Origin of the sequence: Aeromonas caviae, from assembly GCF_000819785.1 — a bacterium.
Lineage (GTDB): Bacteria > Pseudomonadota > Gammaproteobacteria > Enterobacterales > Aeromonadaceae > Aeromonas > Aeromonas caviae.
In genome coordinates, this window is record NZ_CDBK01000094.1 from 85,476 (window position 1) to 102,500 (window position 17,025).

Below are 17,025 nucleotides of genomic sequence, written 5' to 3' on the forward strand. Positions count from 1 at the left end.
CCCCCGCCCCGCCTTGCCCCGGGCGAACGCCATAAAAAAACCACCGCCAGCTTGCGGTGGTTTTTTCTTGGCGCCCCGCAGGGTCAGCCGACGGCTTCCATATGGCGCTTGAAGTTATCCAGGATGCTCTGCCACCCCGCCCGCTGCTGTTCGCCGCTGTGCAGGGACTCGGCATCGAACCGCTCCTCCACCCGGGTGCCCCCCTGCTCTGCCACGAACCGCACGCTCACCTCGCGGCCATCGTCCATGACGTAGCCGAGCCCCGTCGGCGCCGTGACCTCGGTGAAGGTCCCCTCGAAATCGAACCCCGTGCTGCCATCCCGCGCCGCCATGTGGTGGCAAAACCGCCCACCCACCCGCAGATCCACCCGGCTTTGGGGGCAGTGCCACTGCGGGGAGGCGGCGTTCCACGCCATGATGCTGGCGGGGGTGTTCCAGCCCTGCCACACATCGGCAATCGGCCTGGCAACCCAGACGCTGACGCTTATCTTCATCTCTCTGCTCCTCTGGCTGTCCTGCACGTTTTGCACTGTGGCACTGTCATGCCACGCCGGGCGCATCGGGCTGCGCCAAAAAGTGGGCCACCAGGGCATTGGCATGGCCATGACCCATGGCGTGTTCGTCCTTGAGCCAGGCCACCAGGGCCATGTGTTTGCGCTCCTCCCGCCCTGCCAGCAGGGTCAGCCAGTGGACGATGGGCTGGCCGTATTTCTGCTCGATGGCAGGAAAGTAGGAGGCAGGCCCCTTCACCTTCGGTTGTTCCTCCATGATGGCTTCTCCTCGGGGTGAGTACAGGCTCAGGGTTTGGGGGCGAACTGCTCGAACACCTGCTGCCCGGTCAGGGTCGGGGTGTCGTTCTTGAGGGCATAGAAGTCGGGCTTCTCGTCGATGAAGATCTGCCCGGTGAGCTCGAACCCCTGATCCTGAAACAGGCCGGCAGAGAGGATGTACTCGTCCGTCGGCAACAGATGGTAGAAAAGATGGGTGCCGCAGGTGGGGCAGAATCCGCGCTCCGCCCACTCCGACGAGCGGTAGGCCACCGGGGTCATCCCGGTGAACCGCACGCCCTTACCCCCGTGCACCGCGAACATGGGCCCCCCTGACCAGCGCCGGCACATGGCGCAGTGACACAGGTTGACCTCCTTGTGATCGCCGCTCGACACGGTGATCCCGCCACACAGACAATGCCCTTCCATGATGCCTCCTGAGAGTTGGGGCGACAGACCGGGCGAACGGGTGCTCGCCTCCTTGCCGCACCAGATGAAGTAGCACGGGATCCGGGGGGCGGCAACTGACCATTCCGGGGCCTCACCGCGGGTCTGAGACTCCCGGAGCGGGAAAATCCCCCTCTTTATTCATCGCGTGAATGACTCAACATATCCCATGCACCAGATAAATAATGGTCAGGTTCCCTCCTGCAAGGCGATGCGATTCCCCTCGCAATCCCGACACTCCGCCACCCGGAGGCCCTCCCCGACCCGGGTGACGGGATAGAGACAGGCCCCGCCCGATGCCAGCGCACGGGCCATGGTCCCCTCGATGTCAGGCACCCGCAGATAGATCCGGGTGCCATCCAGGCTCGGCACATAGCTCTCCCCCTTCGCCAGGGCGCCGGAGCAGCCCGCCGTGCCACCTTCCAGGGGAAAGAGCGCCATCTCGTTGCCATCGATCTGCACCCGCTCAAGTACCGTCTCGAAGACCCCCTCATAGAAGCGGATGGCTCTCTCCATATCCTGTACCGGAATTTCAAAATGAATGGCGATGTTCATGGTCATCCTCCCTCGATGTGAATCCGCACTCTATCAGTGCCAAAAGAGGCGCAGCAAGCCAGCGCGGCGATCAACAAGGGAGGCGCGCGGCCTCCCCGGGGTGCTTGCGCTTGTACTGACTCTCAGGTCACCGGAGCCCAGGGGTCCCCCTTGCCCGGCTCGTTGCCCTGGGTCCACCACTTGGCCTGATAGATGACCCCCTTGTGGCTCACCTTGTTACCCGCGGTGTAGACCTTGCCTGCCTCCCAGGCCGGTACCCCGTCCACCGGCGGCGTGCCGGGGTCGACCGGGGCCGGATCCAGCGTGGCCACCACCCGTATCTTGGGCCAGCTGGCGTGGGAGCCGTAGAAGTTGGTCACGCACTTCTCGTAATCCCCCGGCACCAGGGCCGAATAGGCGGTCTGGTACCCCACCAGATCGCACTCGAAGGAGTAGCCGCCGGGTCTGTCCGGGTAGTATTTCCAGTTGCCGTCCCAGTTGGTGTAGAGCACGTCGGTGGCGCCGTTGAGGTTGAGGCTGCCATAGGGGGTCTGCTGCCAGCAGGTGTTCTTCTCGTCCGCCAGCAGCGGGATCCCGTAGTGGGCCGCGAGCCCCTCCCAATAGCGGATGCGGTTGACCGGCTGGCCCTTGTTCTTGTTCTGCTCGCCGCACTCGATGCCACCGTTGATGATGTTGATGGTGGTGCCAAAGCCGTAGCCGATGCCCGCCGCCAGCTCACGCTGGGAGGGCACCCAGGTCCGATCGATGACGTGCAGCATGGCGGGTTTGGGAGCCTGGGGCGTCAGGAAGAACCAGATGGCGGAGGCGAGGTTGAGCCAGGAGTCCGCCACCAGCCCGGGGTTGTTGAGGAGCACAGAGGCGTCGCCGTCGAACATGGCCTCGGAGAAGGCGCCGTAGTTGAAGTGATAGGAGAGCTGCTTGGCGCCGCGACCGAAATAGCCCTGACCGGTGCTGCAGGGCCAGCGCCGGTTCTGCCAGTCACTCTGACCACACCCCGTGGTGTAGCCGGTCTGCCCCTCAGACCAGCCCATCTCCCGCACGTGCACCAGGGCCTGTTGCCACTCCTCCAGCCCCAGGGGGTTGTCGGAGACATTCTCCTTGGCGATGTGGCCGCCGGTCTCCTGGGCAAAGTGGGCGAAGGCGGTGATGATGGACTTCTTGCAGATGGCGTCTGCATTGCGCCCGTCCGTGTAGTCGCCGCAGAAGGCGGGGAACTTGCCCACCGCCCGCAGGAAGCGCTCGTAGGTGTACTCCGGGGCGGCCATCTGGGTCAGGAACTCCCAGTCCGATTCGGTGAAGACCCGCTCGACCCGCTTGACGTTGTCCGGGTTGCCGGGGGCGCGGGCCACGATGGCCTCCACCACCGAATTGGGCCGGGTGGCCAGGGCGTGGGACCAGATCCCGTACATGGGGTTGGCGGTCTTGGCCTGGGCCGCACTGGCAAGATCCGCCGCCGCCATCACATAGCCGCCGCTGTTCTGGGGATCGGGCTGGATTGTCATGGCGCTCTGGCCGGGCAGTGCCCAGACGAGGGCAACCAGGCAGGCGGTGCGCGTGAGCATGAACATGGGTAACCATCCTTGTCTTGAAAATGTCAGGGCGAGCATAGGCATCCTGACAACTAAATTCACGACAAGAATTAAGAATTTGGCGAAATTGTGAGCCACGCCTCCCTGCACTCAGATGGCGCTCGTTTGCAGGGGGACCCAGCCCCTGGCCTTGTTGGCGCAGCCATCCGACCTGTGCGGACGCTTGCTCAGATCCCCCCTGCGCGCACCGCCCGGATCAGCAGATTGCGCGGGGTCATGGGTTTGGGGCAGAAGGTGCCCACCTCCACCCGGTAGCCCTGCTCCTCGAGGAAAAGGGCGCGATCGAGCAGCAGCCAGATTTCCAGGGGGCGGCGAAACAGGTGGCGCACCAGCTCCATGCGGGCGACATCGCCAAAACGCCGCTCCCCCTGTGCCAGCAAGGCGGCGTAGTCGAGCCCCGCGGGCAAGCCCATCCCCTTGCGTTCGGCGGCCCAGTGGCAGAAATCCTCGAAGTCCCCGGTCAGCAGGCTCTTTTGCAGGTTGGGCACCGGCAGGTACTCATCCACCCCGCGCACCTGGCGCTGCAGGCAGTCAAAGGCGAGGCGCCACACCACCTCCCGCTCCCGCAACCGGGCGATGCGGGCACCGCCGGTCACCGTCTCCTGCAGCGGCAGCTTCAAATCGCTCTTGCCAAGGCGCAGGGCACTGGCCCTGGCGGCCCGGGAGAGGGGCGCATAGTGCTCTCCCCTGATGAGGTGGTAGCAACACGGGGAGAGGGTCACCCCCTGGGCACGCCCCTCGGCCACCCGCGTCAGCAGATGGGTGTGCAGATCGCCGCAGGCATGGAGCGCCATGGCGTGATGGTGCGGGGCGATAAGGGCCCCGGACTCGGCGGCAAAGGCATCCGCCTCCACGAACCGCATGTTGGCGCCGTCGCGCGCGGCGAGCCGCCGCCCCTCCTCGCAGAGCGCCCCCTGCCACTCCAGGCTCAGGATCTCCGCGCCACGGTGCAGCGACACCAGGCGCCCCAGATGCCCCTTGCCAGCGCACCACTCCAGATAGGGACCTTGGTGGGGGGGCAGACAGCCGGTGAAGGCCTCTATCTGCCCCTGCTTGCGTCCCGGCATGTACATCGCCATGGCCCTGGCGCACTGGACGGGCTCGGGGGCGAAAGGGGCAAGCTCGCCGAGGGCCTGCAACTCGGCCCCCACCGGGATCCAGGGGGCGAGCAGGGTGCAGAGCGCATCCATGTCCCCGTCGAGGTGCGCTATCTCGTCAAGGGTCAGGGCTGCCAGGCACTTCGCAAGGGCTGGCGCCTCGTGGGCAAAGGCGATCCCCAGGTGGTGATAGGGCTGGTATTGCCACCAGCGTCGCTCGGCGGTGAGCAAGCAGTCCAGTTGTCGAAAACGGTGGGCCAGCACGGTGAACCTGTCCTTTGGCGCAAAAAGGGAGGCTCATTCTAGCGATCTGCCGTCAAAAAGCACTCGCCTGTGCGCCGCTGGTAGCCTGACAAAAAGCAGGGATTTGTGCTATATTCCGCCCCCTCATTCGCGCAGCCCGCCACGGCGAGCCGCTTTACCCCTATAAACGGAACCCAATCATGACCATCAATGCCATCCTGCAAGCCCGTGCAAACGCCAAATGCGAGCTGTGTGGCGCAGAACATGCGCTGACTGCCTTCCCGGTGCCGCACTCCCCCGCCAGCGACGACGACCACAGCGTGGCCCTCTGCGCCACCTGCCGCGGCCAGCTGGAGCAGCCGGACACCACGGAGGTGAACCACTGGCGCTGCCTGGGTGACAGCATGTGGAGCCAGGTGCCGGCGGTGCAGGTGATGGCCTGGCGCCAGTTGAAGACCCTCGTCGCCCGGGGCGAGCTCTGGGCCCAGGACATGCTGGACATGATGTACATGGAAGACGAGGTCAAGGCCTGGGCAGACGCCGGCGTGACCAGCGACGATGACGACAGCGTGCCGACCGTCGACTCCAATGGCGCCGTGCTGGTGGAAGGGGACTCCGTCACCCTGATCAAGGATCTGGACGTCAAGGGCGCCGGCTTCACCGCCAAGCGCGGCACCCTGGTCAAGGGCATTCGCCTGACCAACAACCCGCTGCACATCGAGGGCAAGGTCAACGGCATGCAGATCGTGCTGGTGGCCGCCTACCTGAAGAAGGCCTGATACCGACCCTTCAAGCCAGAAGCGCCCCCAGGGGCGCTTTTTGGTTGCCTCTGTTTCCTGCCGTTCGGGTGGCACCCGCGAGAAACTGGACTATCCTGCAAACCAGTTCCGCGGTATGCCCCTCCCCTGACTGTCAGTGCGCCAATGGAGAGGGCCTTCCCGGCACGCATGGCAAGACCCCGGGCACCCTGATCCCCATGGCGCCCACGAGACAAGGAGCCGCCCCATGGCCAGCAAGAAAGAGATCAAGAAGAAGATCGCCGCCCGCCAGGCGAAAATCGCCAAGCACGAAGGCAAGATCAAAAAGCTGAAAAAAGCCCTGAAATAGGGGCTGACAACCATTAAAACCGCCTGATGGCGGTTTTTTTATTACTGCGTGGGCCGCAAGGCGCGTCGAGTGGCCATGACTGCCAACCTCCGGCTAACACCAATACTTCCTGTTCCAACCACAATCCCTTTTCGATCAGATATATAAAGATCTCTTCCAACTGCTTGCCATGCTCACTCACCACGGGTACCTCCTCCCATGGGATCTTGCCTCTGCTGATCGATTGCCCCTCCAGGCGACGGATCAGAGGTCGGGCATAGTGATGAACATAGGCCATCAAGGTGTCGGGTAGCCAAAGAGCCAACGGACGACGAAGGGCATGGGCCAGCTCGTTGGCGATATCCAATCCGCGCTGATCCAGATCGCCAAAATGGGCCCAGGGTACGGCAGCCGGCAACAGCGGGAATACCTGACGTGCCAACTTGGTATTGCGGCCAGGCACATAGAGCAACAACTCCCCAACTTGCAGCGGGTAATCCACGAAGGCTCCCTTGTTCTCCACCGTCACCAGTTGCCGCCCCTGCCACTCAATACCATGCAACTTGCTCAAGCAACGCTCCGGTAAAACCAGCTCTCCCAATAGTGCCAGTTGCGCCCTCATGTCGTGGCGCAGTCCGTCCTTGTCGATGAGTGACAGCGGGCTCAGCGTGCGAAGTCGAATCACTTCATCCTGTGTCAACGTGATGTCGATAGCATCATTATCTGGATCTATCCCGCTCTTGCTGTCCCCATGCCAGAGGGCATGAAAACAGGCCTGGTTTAGATGTGCGGGCAGGTCCACCCCGAGAGCCCGTATCGTGTCACGCCTGTCCGGCATCACTGGTGCAACCTGTGCCAGCTGTGCTGCGAGATAATTCCTTCCAGCATCGGTCAACACATGACGAGCCCCTCGTCCCACTGGCTTGACTCCACCCACAGCCTGCAGGAGATCTCTCAACTCGCGGCCATACTTGCTATCGAGTGAATATCCCTGGTTATTAGTGTCTGCCAGCAAGCGGGCACAGAGATCCTGCACTCGACGCTCATCAAAAAGTGACATCCTCCCCCCTCTTTCATTGCGGTTCCATATGGCCAAGTAGAGGGGATCTTTCTGTCCACAATCGTGACCTGTCTCGCACCAAAGGAAGATCGCTCTTTCAAACCGTCACCCGTCCACAAGCTCGTGGCAGGATGGTCAGCGGTTACGATTGGCGATCCATCGATATCGGTGAAATCAGTATGCTGCGACGCCATAGGTTAGCCGGTGAGAAAAAAGACAGCTTATCTGCGGTTTTAACACATCATAAAAAAACTGCCTTCATGCGATTTTTTTATACATATCCTTGCCTATTGCACTTCCTGCCGCAGACCATGCTGCACCGGATTGCCCTCCCCTGAATCCTTTTCGGGGCCGGGAGAGACGCCGCTGGACGACTCGTCGAAGAGGCTGGCATCATGCCTGCTTTGACGCCAAGGATGTGCTCATGAACCCCAATACCTGGATGCTGTTTACGCTGGCCTATCTGCTGGCGACCCTGACCCCTGGCCCCAATGTGCTGCTGGTGGTCAAGAACGGTCTGCAACACGGCTGGCGCGCCGCCCTTGTCAGCATCCTCGGCAACCTGGGGTGCCAGGCCATCCTCATCGGTCTGGTCGCCATGGGGGTGGGGGCCCTGCTGCAAACCCTGCCTCCCCTCTTTGTCGCTCTCAAGCTGGCGGGGGGTGGCTACTTGGTGTATCTGGGCTACAAGGCGCTGCGCGCGGCCAATACCGGTGGCCAAGGGCTCTCTCCCTCCACCGCTCGGGGACGCACCAGAACCACCCTCTCCTTGTTGCGAGAAGCCTTTCTGGTCTCTGCCAGCAACCCCAAGACCATCGTCTTCCTCTGCGCCCTGCTGCCCCAGTTCCTCGATCACCAGAGTCCGCTGACGCTGCAGTTCATCACCATGTACCTGACCATCTGCGCCATCGTCAGCCTGGTGCATCTGTGCTATGTCGCCCTGGCCAGGCGCGCCGGTCGCTACTTCAAGCCAGGTCGCGGCGAGCGCCTCGTTGGCCGCATCACCGGCGGGCTCTTCATCACCCTGGGCGGCGCCATCCTGCTCAGTGGTCGTCCCTGATCCCTGTGCCTCACCGCTGCTGACATTATCTGCACCATCGGCGCCGCTTGGGCGCCGCGGATCCCGGCCACCGGGGCTAGAGTTGTAGGCGTGTCTGTATATGAGCCTGCGGTGGAGCGCCATATGTATTCCTACACCCTCACCTTCCGGGAGGAGGCCGACAAGCTGACGGCCCCCGAACACGAGATCCGCCTGCAAAGCCCGGCACAGGCCGGTGATTTCATCATTCTCTCCGATGGCAGTCGCCATCAGGTGATGTTCGTCACCCACCGCGCCCACTACAGCAGCCTCTACCTCGACAAGGGGGTCCGCATTCCCCAGAGCTGACGCAGGCATCGTCTTTCGCTCCCTCCTGCTATGGTGAGAGAGGGCTGCAGCTCGCCAACGCAAGCCCCTTGCCGCCCAGGGAGCGGCAAGCCCGAATGACCTATTGCCAGAGGTATTGATCATGTTCAGACAGACCGCGCTCATCCTGACCCTCACCCTGTTGGGCAGCGCCCAGGTTCACGCCATCAACCACAAATACGCCGAGCAGCTGGAACGCTCCGGCTGCACCCAGGTGACCGAAGCCCAGGGCTGCGATATTCACAAGAGCAAGGCGGAAAACGCCAAGGCAGGATTTGGCACCGCCGCCCCGGCCGCCGACGGCGGATTGAACATGAGCTATGAGCAGAAGCTGGAACGCTCAGGCTGTACCCAGGTGAGCGAACTCAGCGGCTGTGACATCAACAAGAGCAAGGCCGAGAACGCCGCCGCCGGATTTGGCGCCGCCCCCGCAGCGGCCAGCGCCAGCCCCTACACCGGCAACTGGGTCGCCACCTTCCCCGAGACGGGCGCCACGGTCGCGAACATCCGCATCGATGACAAGGATCAGGTGTGGGTCAACGACAAACAGGTCAGTGCCAGGAAATCCGACGGCGCCCTGGTGTTCAAGGAGGGCATGGTCATCTACACCATCCAGGGGGATCGCCGCCTCAAGGGAGAAGATGGCTGGGTCGACAACGACGCGGGCACCAAGGGGCCCATCGCGGCCAAATGACCCCGTCACCATCCCGACAAGGGGAGCCGAGGCTCCCCTTGTCGTTTCTGCCTGCTTGCAACCCACGCCCCCTCTACCCCTTCTTCGGGAAGTCCAGCACGGCCACCACCGGCGAGCAGGACGGGAGCGCCGACCAGGAGGGGGCGTCGAAGATGAAGCGGGCGACGGCGCAGGTCGGCATACGAGTGATACCGGAGGAAAAGCCATGGGCCAGGTCGGTGAAGGCAGGATCATGGCCTACCAGCAGTACGCAGGCGAGATCATCTGAAAGCGCCCCCACCACCCCGAGAAGGGTCCCGGCACCGCTCTCGTAGAGGCCCTCGTCGATGGCGATGCGGTTCGGGGAATATCCCAGCTCTGCGGCAAGCAGCCGGGCGGTTGTCAGGGCCCGGCAGGCGGGGCTCGAGAGGATGAGATCGGGCTTCACCCCCAGGTGTGCCAGGCGACCCCCCATCAGGGGCGCATCGCGCAGCCCGCGCGCCGCCAGCGGACGAGCGCGGTCAGACAAAGATGCGTCCTCCCAGCTCGACTTGCCATGGCGTACCAGGATCAGGGTTCTTCTCATGACGCACTCCCTGGTTGATCAGGGCGACAGGCAGCCCCTCAGACCGCCCCACGTTTGCCGGCATGAAGGGGCAGCAGCACCATGACCACCATGGTCAGCAGCACACCCCCTACCCCCCAGCCTACCTGTTCCCAGTGTACTGTCTCCCCGGTCAGCATGCCGGTGAGCAGCACCATCACCGGGATGAGGTAGGTATAGGCTGACACCTGTTCCGGTTGCAGCGCCACGCTTCCCTGCTGGAACAACAAGAAGCTCAGCGCCGTGGCAAAGAGAGCCAGATAGCCAAGTCCCAGCCCCACCGGCAGGGAGACCCGGCTCCAGTCGGTTTCAAGCAATCCGGGCAGCGCCATCGGGGTGAGCAGCACAGTGGCGCAGATGAGGGTCCAGCCGGTCAGGTGGAGGAACGACTCCCCCCGATAGCAGCGCTTGATCAGGATGGGGTTGAGGGCCATGGCCACGCAGCCGAGCAGGTAGATGCGATTGCCGGGAGTGAGGCTGAGGTTCGCCACCAATCCCAGATCGCCGCGAAAGATGATGAGGGCCGCAGCCACCATGCCCCCCAGCAGGGCCAGCCCCATTCCCCAGCCGATGGCGCGGCGCAAGATCACCATGCCGGCCAGGGCGCTGATCAGCGGCACCGTGGTATAGAGTGCGCTGGCATCGAGGGCACTGGTCTCCTGCAATGCCACGAACATGGCGACGAAGTAGCAGAGGGCCGGCAACGAAATGAGGGTGTAGCGCCCCAGATCCCGCAGGGAAGGCTGCACCAGCCCCCCCTGATACCCCAGCACCCCGACAAAAATGAGGGAGGCCAGCAGGTAGCGCACCCAGGTGACCACCAGCGGGTCCAGCACCGCGGTGAGGGCGCTGCCGATGGGAAACGAGAGGCTGATGAGCAGAGTGAACAGCAACACCTTGCCGTGGGCCTTTGCAACATGGGGACGTGAAGACATGGGATACACCTGTCAGCAAGGGCGCCCGCAGGCGCCGACGGAAGAGATCAATAACCGTGGTCGGTCGCAGGGGACAGCTTGCCCTCGCCCAGGGTTGCCAGCAACTGGCCAAGCAGGCTGGAAGCACCGAAACGAAACCGCTCGGCCACCAGCCACTCCTCGCCAAAGAGTGCGGCCGCCATGGCGAGATACTCCGCCGCCTCCCGTGCGCTTTTCACCCCGCCCGCCGCCTTGAACCCCACCCGATCCTGCACACCGCACTCGGCGATGGCCGCCAGCATGGTGCGGCACGCCGCCGGGGTGGCATTGACCGCCACCTTGCCGGTGGAAGTCTTGATGAAGTCGGCCCCCTCCTCGATGGCAAGCAGGGAGGCCACGCGGATAAGCGCAGGCTCCTGCAGCTCGCCGGATTCGATGATCACCTTGAGCACACGGGCGCCGCACAACGCCTTGCAGCCGCGCACCAGCGCCCGGGCGGGGGCCTCGTCCCCGGCCATCAAGGCACGCCAGGGGATCACCAGATCGATCTCGTCGGCGCCATCCGCGAGGGCGGCGCGGGTCTCGGCCAACACGGTTGCCAGATCATCGTCGCCGTGGGGGAAGTTGACCACGGTGGCAACCTTGACCTCGGGGGTGCCCTGAGCCGCCAGGGTGAGCCTGGCCAGCCCCACGAAGCGAGGGTAGATGCACACCGCAGCGGTGTTGCCGACGGGGGTTCGGGCCTGATGGCAGAGGGCGATGATGCGCGCATCGTGGTCATCGTCATTGAGGCTGGTGAGATCCATCAAGCGGATGGCCCGGATGGCCGCCTCTGTGGTGGCGCAGGCAGGTTCAAAAGCAGTCACGTCGTTCATAAATAGCTCCTGTCGGGATAAGAGAGGGGCGCCGCAGCGCCCCGAAACAAAGGGTGAGAGACTCAGGCGAGGGAGAAGAAGACACCGGCGATGGCGGCGCTCATCAGGTTGGAGCAGGTGGCCGCCAGCACGGTACGCAGACCGTAGCGGGCGATGAAGTCGGTGCGCGACGGGCAGAGGGTGCCGAGGCCACCGATCAGGATCCCCATGGAGGCCAGGTTGGCGAAGCCGCACAGAGCGAAGCTGATGATCACCTTGGACTTCTCCTCCAGCACCTGCAGACCGGCAGCGGTGACCGTGCTGGCGTCTTTCAGGTAGGGCGCCAGATCGCTGTAGGCCACGAACTCGTTCACCACCAGCTTCTTGCCGATCATGGCGCCGGCGATGCCGATGTCCGCCAGCGGTACCCCGAGCAGGAAGGCGAGCGGCGAGAAGATCCAGCCCAGGATGAGCTCGAGGGAGAGCGGCATGCCCACCATCTCCCCCACCCCGCCCAGCAGGGTGTTGACCAGGGTCACCAGACCAATCATGGCGATCAGCATGGCGCCGATGGCCGCCGCCAGCTTGAGGCCGCTGCTGGCCCCCTCGCCTGCCGCTGCCAGCACGTTCTCCGGCTTCTTGCCATCAAACTGGATACTGTTGTCAAAGACGTAATCCGGCTGGCTGGTTTCGGGGATGATCAGCTTGGCAAACAGGATCCCGCCCGGCGCCGCCATGAAGGAGGCCGCCAGCAGGTACTGCATGTCCACTCCCATCATGGCGTAGCCCGCCAGCACGGTGCCGGAGACCGAGGCCATGCCGCCGCACATGACGGCGAAGAACTCCGAATCGCTCATCCTGGGCATGTAGGGTTTGACCACCAGTGGAGCCTCGCTCTGACCGACGAAGACGTTGGCCACCGCCGACATGGATTCGGTCTGGGAGGTGCCAAGCAGCCGCGCCATGGCGCCACCGATGATGCGGATCACCAGCTGCATGATGCCGAGGTAGTAGAGCACGGCGATGAGCGCCGAGAAGAAGACCACCAGGGGCAGCACGTTGAGGGCAAACACGAAGCCGATGCCATCCACCGAGAAGTTGACCAGGTTGCCAAACAGGAAGTGGATACCCGCCTTGCCGCTTGCCAGCACGGCGTCGACCCCGTGGGCCATCCCCTCCAGCGCCCGGCGCCCCAGCGGTACATAGAGCACCAGGGCGCCGATGGCGACCTGCAAGGCCAGCGCCAGCCCCACGGTGCGCAGGCGAATGGCCCTGCGGTTGGTCGATGCGAACACGGCGATGAGGATCAGCGCCGCCATACCGAGAAATCCTGCTGCAAACATATCTGACCTCCTGGTCGTTCCCTGCTTACTGGAAGTGGTGCTGGATGAAGGCGTTGATGAGGCGGATGAAGTCCGCTTCCGCCAGCTTGGCGCACTTGAGGGTCTGCTCGTGGGAGAGCTGCACGTCACCGAGCCCCTCCGCCATGTTGGTGATGGCGCAGATGGCCAGCACCGGCAGCGAGCAGTGGGCGGCGCTGACCACCTCGGGCACCACCGACATCCCCACCACGTCGCCCCCGATGATCTGCATCATGCGGATCTCGGCGGCGGTCTCGAAACAGGGGCCGCTGTAGGAGACGAACACCCCCTGATTGACGGCGATCCCCTCCCGCTCAGCCAGCGCCAGCGCCTCGCTGCGCAATGCCTTGTCATAGGCATTGGCCAGGCTGAAGAAGCGCGGGCCGTAGGCCTCGTCATTGGCGCCCGTCATGGGGGTGCCCGGCATGGTGTTGATGTGATCGTTGAAGATGACCAGGGAGCCGACCCCGATGCGCTCCGGGCGCAGCGAGCCGGCCGCATTGGTTACCAGCAGCAGCTCGCAGCCCAGGCGCTTGAAGGTGCGCACCGGGGTAGTCATCACCTTCATGGTTTCGTGTTCGTAGTAGTGGCCGCGCCCCTTCATGCAGACCACGTCCACCCCGTGCAGCTTGCCGAGCACCAGCTCGCCGCTGTGGCCGGCCACCGTGCTGACCGGGAAGCCCTCCAGCTCCTCGTAGGGAATGGTGACCTTCTCTTCCAGCGCATCGGCCAGCACGCCGAGGCCGGAGCCCAGGATCATGGCGGCGCGGGGGGCAAACCCCGGCTTGCGGGCGAGAATGGTGGCGACGGCGTTGAGTACGGGATCGTGTTGCATGAGTTGTACCTCTTGAGGCTGTGAATGAGACATGACGCTCACTCTAGGGGAGGCATTGGACGACAAAAATCGCTAAAATCGGCCTGATTATCCCGATATACAACACAATGACCGGCGTAGTGGGGTAATGACGCACCCGAAATGGCCCAAAAACCGCTGCTTCATGCCATTTCTCCGTCAAACGGGTCGCCGGAGGGGGAAAACCGATGTGATGCGGATCGCGCTGTCAGGAGGGACCCGCCTCCCTGCCCCGCCATTCCCATGCCCAAACTTTGACGGCGATCTCACACCTCAAGCCTGGAGAGACCATGTTCCCGGACACCCAATGGCGCGATCGCGTCACCCTCAAGATGTTGCGTTACTTCCATGAAGTGGCCAGCCAGGGCCACTTCAGCCGGGCAGCCCTGCGGCTCAATGTCTCCAAATCGCCGCTCAGCGCCCAGATAAAGGAACTCGAATGCCTGCTGGGGGTGACCCTGTTTGAGCGCCACACCCGCCAGGTGAACCTGACCCCCACAGGGCGCCTGTTGCAGGCCGAATGCGATCGCCTGTTCGACGTGCTGGAGAGCGGCCTCAACCGGGTGGTGCAGGCAGGGCGCATGGAGCGCAACCAGATCCGCATCGGGCTGGTCAGCTCCATCTTCTGGGCCGGCTTTGGCGAGGTGATCCGCCAGTGTCACCAGCGCCACCCCGAGTGCGAGATCTCCTTCACCGAGCTCTCCCCCGAGCGCCAGAAGCAGGCGCTGGCCAGCAAGGAGATAGACATCGGCCTCGCCCGCTTCGCCGACACCCTCAACATCCACCCGCTGCAGGCCGAGACCGTCTATCGGGAGTCCATGGTGCTGGTGGTATCGGACGAGCATCCCCTGCGGGATCGCAAGCGGGTCTCCCTCCCTGAACTCGCCGCAGAGCCCTTCGTGCTGATGAGCCGCGCCAACTCAGCCTCCACGGATCTCATCATCAACGCCTGCCTGGTGGAGGGCTTTTACCCCCGCCTGCGTCAGGAGGTGGTGGAGCCCAATACCCTGATGGCCGTGGTGGCCACCAGCCAGCAGGTGGCCCTTGTGCCCGCGAGCTACGCCCGCCAGAAGTGGCCCCACGTGCGCTTCATCCGCCTCGAGCAGGGGATCCCCGCCGATCTCTGCGTGCTCCATGCTCCGCCCCTGGCCGGGCAGCCGACGACCACCGCCATCCGCCACTTCATCGACACCATGAGCGAGCAGATGAACCTGCCGGAGCGAGGCTGAAGGCAAAAAGCCCGATGAGGGGATCATCGGGCTCTGCGGCAAGGATCAGGGGCTCACTTCTTCCATGAAGACAAGCCGAAGGGGTTCGGCCAGCAGTTCGTCCGCCTGGCGAGCGAAAGCCTGGAAATACGCGGTCTCACAGTGGGCATCCAGGGCGGCCTGACTCACGAAGGCTTCCCGCATGTAGAAGGTACCGGGTTCATCCTTCAACTCGAACAGCACGTAATCGAGGTTGCCCGGCTCCTGGCGAGTGGGACCAATCAAGGCAAGCAGGGCATCGCGAAGGCGCTCTCCCATGCCGTCACGGGCCTTGAGCACCGCGATCGATACCAGTTTGTCTGTCTCTTTTTTCATCCAGTTTTCTCCGTTGTACATCGTCAATACGCCAGAGAGTGCAACCTGGACAGCGATTTATACTGCCGGATGCGCCCCCATCAGACGTTGCCCAGTGTAGGCAGGACGGTGGGGGCCATATAGGGGGGCAGAATGAACACTGTGTTCAACGGGGTGGATAACCACGCCGTGCACGGAGGAACAAACGAGTGAGAGGGATCATGGCGCAAAGGGTGGCAACGGGACCCGCCAGGAGGCGGCACGGCTTGCTGCCCCCTGGTCCAGGCTAAGGGCCTGCAGACCAGCGCTCAACGTCAAGGCAATAGGTGGTGAAAGGGTGTTCGCCCAGGCGCGTTTTCCTCACCCAGATGGCCCGTCTGGCGAGGGATCGATAAGGCGGGCGGGTATCCAGCAAATGAAAGAGGATCGTCCGATGGCCAAGCTCCCTCGCCCACCCCATCATCTCGTTGAAAATCACCACGCCGCTTCCCCAGCCGGCCCTGGCGAGCACGATGGCAAGCTCCACCCCCTCGTCATCGGGCTGGATGCCGCACCACCCCGCCAGGGTGCCGTCGAGGAAGATGGCACGCACGCGGCAGCCTGGCCGGGCGTCGACTCCCAGCTTGTACGCCATCCAGTCGCGCACCCCGGCCACATCGAAAAGCGGGTGAGGGATCAGGTGCTTTCGCAGCGTCTCGTCGTTGAGCAGCGGCAGAAAATCCTCTGCCCTGACAGCAGAAAAGGGGCTGAACACCATGGAGGTCTCTCTCATTGCGCGAAGAGGCGCCCCTAGTAGGGGCTGCCATCCTTGTGTCTGGCTGACCAGGCGCCATCGGCCCCCTGTACCAGGGCCAGATCGTCGTCGGGATTGTCGACGGTATCCCCTGGCAGCCTGTCCCCCACCTCGAGATAGACGGCGTCCACCTCACCGTGGTTGAGCAACTGGTGGGCCAGGCCGCTGCCCCCCTTGAAGCCGATGCACTCCCCCGGCGACATCCGGTACTCCTCCTCCCCGTGGCGCAGGGTGGGATTGCCCGAGAGCACATAGACGAACTCGTCCTGCAGGCCGTGATGGTGCTTGAGAGCCGAGATGGCCCCCGGTGCCAGGGTCGTCAGATTGACCCCGAAATTGGCGAGGCCGAAATGATCCCCCAGCCTGCGCCGGGTGCGGTGCTTGACCAGGGAGGCAAAGGGCTCCGGATAGAGGGACTTTGCCTTGTGCTCGGGGATGGCCGTTGCCTGAATGGCGCGTTTATCAGTCATGTTCTGATCCTCCCTGTGAATGACGTCTCACTTTATAGCCTGCTCCTTAGCGGCAAAACATGGGCAGGGGGTTGAAGGGGGGTCTCACACACCATGTCATGCCCGGTTGCCGCCAGATGGCAAAGACGCCCTGTTTTTCGTTTGGCTATCTTAATGGCACACCGGAAAATGGGAAGCCGCGTCGGCGACATCACCAATGGAATGAAGAAGATGGCCCGTGATCACTGGGAAGCATCCTCTTCCAGCGGCCCGGGTATGGAGGGGCACCAGTACATGCAGACCCGGTGACTAGAGCACCTCAATCCTGACCTTGATAAGCCCGGATCGGGGATTGCCGATGGCGCTGAACGCCGCCCTGGAAAGATCGATGATGCGCCCGCGGGGGAAATTGCCCCTGTCGTTGACCCGCACCACCACGCTCTTGTCGTTGGCCAGGTTGGTGACCCTCACCAGGGCGCCAAAGGGCAGTGTCATGTGGGCGGCGGTGTTGGCGTGGCGCTGGTAAGGCTCCCCGCTGGCGGTGCGCTTGTTGTGGTAGCGATCGGCGTAATAGGAGGCGAGCCCCGTCTGGGTATAGCCTCGCCAGTTGCCCGCACTGCCTGCATCAGGCTGGCTGCTGCAGGCGGCCAGCAGCAGGCACAGGGAGGCCAGCAGCCCTTTTTGTCGCGTCGTCATGCGTTGCTTCCTCGATG

The 17,025-nt window shown here is 63.6% G+C and carries 21 protein-coding genes; 5 read left to right on the top strand and 16 right to left on the bottom strand.

Going from position 1 to position 17,025, the window contains the following annotated elements; all coding sequences use genetic code 11:
- Positions 1-83 precede the first annotated feature (83 nt).
- From BN1120_RS16840 to BN1120_RS16865, 6 genes are all read right to left on the bottom strand, one after another.
- On the bottom strand, positions 84-494 hold the full coding sequence (locus BN1120_RS16840; RefSeq protein ID WP_042017133.1) for an SRPBCC domain-containing protein: 411 nt from the start codon (positions 492-494) through the stop codon (positions 84-86).
- A gap of 46 nt (positions 495-540) precedes the next feature.
- Positions 541-768 (bottom strand): DUF4287 domain-containing protein, encoded by a 228-nt coding sequence (locus BN1120_RS16845; RefSeq protein ID WP_042017134.1) that lies wholly within the window; start codon positions 766-768, stop codon positions 541-543.
- 29 nt (positions 769-797) lie between these two features.
- Positions 798-1,196, bottom strand: coding sequence for a GFA family protein (locus BN1120_RS16850; RefSeq protein ID WP_010674834.1), 399 nt, complete (start codon positions 1,194-1,196; stop codon positions 798-800).
- Positions 1,197-1,403: 207 nt separating this feature from the next.
- On the bottom strand, positions 1,404-1,769 hold the full coding sequence (locus BN1120_RS16855; RefSeq protein ID WP_042017136.1) for a VOC family protein: 366 nt from the start codon (positions 1,767-1,769) through the stop codon (positions 1,404-1,406).
- A 122-nt stretch (positions 1,770-1,891) separates the two neighbouring features.
- Positions 1,892-3,337 carry a chitinase gene (locus tag BN1120_RS16860; protein ID WP_042017172.1) on the bottom strand — a complete coding sequence of 482 codons (1,446 nt, stop codon included), beginning with the start codon at positions 3,335-3,337 and terminating at the stop codon, positions 1,892-1,894.
- Between the two features lie 188 nt (positions 3,338-3,525).
- Positions 3,526-4,719, bottom strand: coding sequence for a methyltransferase (locus tag BN1120_RS16865; RefSeq protein ID WP_042017137.1), 1,194 nt, complete (start codon positions 4,717-4,719; stop codon positions 3,526-3,528).
- Between the two features lie 179 nt (positions 4,720-4,898).
- Here BN1120_RS16865 and BN1120_RS16870 point away from each other — a divergent pair, with 179 nt between their 5' ends.
- On the top strand, positions 4,899-5,477 hold the full coding sequence (locus BN1120_RS16870; RefSeq protein WP_042017138.1) for a PhnA domain-containing protein: 579 nt from the start codon (positions 4,899-4,901) through the stop codon (positions 5,475-5,477).
- 341 nt (positions 5,478-5,818) lie between these two features.
- On the opposite strand, the gene BN1120_RS16875 is transcribed toward BN1120_RS16870, so the two are convergent.
- On the bottom strand, positions 5,819-6,844 hold the full coding sequence (locus BN1120_RS16875; protein WP_042017140.1) for a Wadjet anti-phage system protein JetD domain-containing protein: 1,026 nt from the start codon (positions 6,842-6,844) through the stop codon (positions 5,819-5,821).
- 424 nt (positions 6,845-7,268) lie between these two features.
- On the opposite strand from BN1120_RS16875, the gene BN1120_RS16880 reads away from it, so the two are divergent.
- The 3 genes from BN1120_RS16880 to BN1120_RS16890 all read left to right on the top strand — a co-directional run bounded on the left by BN1120_RS16880 (position 7,269) and on the right by BN1120_RS16890 (position 8,943).
- Complete coding sequence (locus tag BN1120_RS16880) at positions 7,269-7,904, top strand: LysE family translocator (protein ID WP_042017141.1); 636 nt, start codon at positions 7,269-7,271, stop codon at positions 7,902-7,904.
- A gap of 123 nt (positions 7,905-8,027) precedes the next feature.
- On the top strand, positions 8,028-8,231 hold the full coding sequence (locus tag BN1120_RS16885; protein WP_039040737.1) for a hypothetical protein: 204 nt from the start codon (positions 8,028-8,030) through the stop codon (positions 8,229-8,231).
- 121 nt (positions 8,232-8,352) lie between these two features.
- Positions 8,353-8,943: a hypothetical protein gene (locus tag BN1120_RS16890; RefSeq protein WP_039040805.1), complete on the top strand. Its 591-nt coding sequence runs from the start codon at positions 8,353-8,355 to the stop codon at positions 8,941-8,943.
- Positions 8,944-9,016: 73 nt separating this feature from the next.
- On the opposite strand, the gene BN1120_RS16895 is transcribed toward BN1120_RS16890, so the two are convergent.
- The 5 genes from BN1120_RS16895 to xapA form a co-directional block, all read right to left on the bottom strand.
- A complete protein-coding gene (locus tag BN1120_RS16895) occupies positions 9,017-9,508 on the bottom strand; it encodes a SixA phosphatase family protein (RefSeq protein WP_042017143.1) in 492 nt (163 codons plus the stop codon).
- Positions 9,509-9,546: 38 nt separating this feature from the next.
- Positions 9,547-10,461, bottom strand: a complete 915-nt coding sequence (locus BN1120_RS16900) for a DMT family transporter (protein ID WP_042017144.1) — start codon at positions 10,459-10,461, stop codon at positions 9,547-9,549.
- A 47-nt stretch (positions 10,462-10,508) separates the two neighbouring features.
- Positions 10,509-11,315, bottom strand: a complete 807-nt coding sequence (deoC, locus tag BN1120_RS16905) for a deoxyribose-phosphate aldolase (protein ID WP_042017146.1) — start codon at positions 11,313-11,315, stop codon at positions 10,509-10,511.
- Positions 11,316-11,377: 62 nt separating this feature from the next.
- The gene (locus tag BN1120_RS16910; RefSeq protein WP_042017148.1) at positions 11,378-12,637 is read right to left on the bottom strand and encodes a NupC/NupG family nucleoside CNT transporter; all 1,260 of its coding nucleotides are present in this window, start codon (positions 12,635-12,637) and stop codon (positions 11,378-11,380) included.
- Positions 12,638-12,662: 25 nt separating this feature from the next.
- Positions 12,663-13,490 carry a xanthosine phosphorylase gene (xapA, locus tag BN1120_RS16915; protein ID WP_042017149.1) on the bottom strand — a complete coding sequence of 276 codons (828 nt, stop codon included), beginning with the start codon at positions 13,488-13,490 and terminating at the stop codon, positions 12,663-12,665.
- A 308-nt stretch (positions 13,491-13,798) separates the two neighbouring features.
- Between xapA and BN1120_RS16920 the strand changes: the two genes are divergently transcribed.
- Positions 13,799-14,737: a LysR family transcriptional regulator gene (locus BN1120_RS16920; protein WP_042017151.1), complete on the top strand. Its 939-nt coding sequence runs from the start codon at positions 13,799-13,801 to the stop codon at positions 14,735-14,737.
- A 45-nt stretch (positions 14,738-14,782) separates the two neighbouring features.
- Here BN1120_RS16920 and BN1120_RS16925 read toward each other — a convergent pair whose 3' ends face one another.
- From BN1120_RS16925 to BN1120_RS16940, 4 genes are all read right to left on the bottom strand, one after another.
- A complete protein-coding gene (locus BN1120_RS16925; protein ID WP_042017153.1) occupies positions 14,783-15,091 on the bottom strand; it encodes a putative quinol monooxygenase in 309 nt (102 codons plus the stop codon).
- A 265-nt stretch (positions 15,092-15,356) separates the two neighbouring features.
- Positions 15,357-15,842, bottom strand: coding sequence for a GNAT family N-acetyltransferase (locus tag BN1120_RS16930; RefSeq protein ID WP_042017155.1), 486 nt, complete (start codon positions 15,840-15,842; stop codon positions 15,357-15,359).
- A gap of 17 nt (positions 15,843-15,859) precedes the next feature.
- A complete protein-coding gene (locus BN1120_RS16935) occupies positions 15,860-16,333 on the bottom strand; it encodes a cupin domain-containing protein (RefSeq protein WP_042017158.1) in 474 nt (157 codons plus the stop codon).
- A gap of 288 nt (positions 16,334-16,621) precedes the next feature.
- On the bottom strand, positions 16,622-17,008 hold the full coding sequence (locus BN1120_RS16940; RefSeq protein WP_042017161.1) for a septal ring lytic transglycosylase RlpA family protein: 387 nt from the start codon (positions 17,006-17,008) through the stop codon (positions 16,622-16,624).
- Between the last annotated feature and the right edge of the window lie 17 nt (positions 17,009-17,025).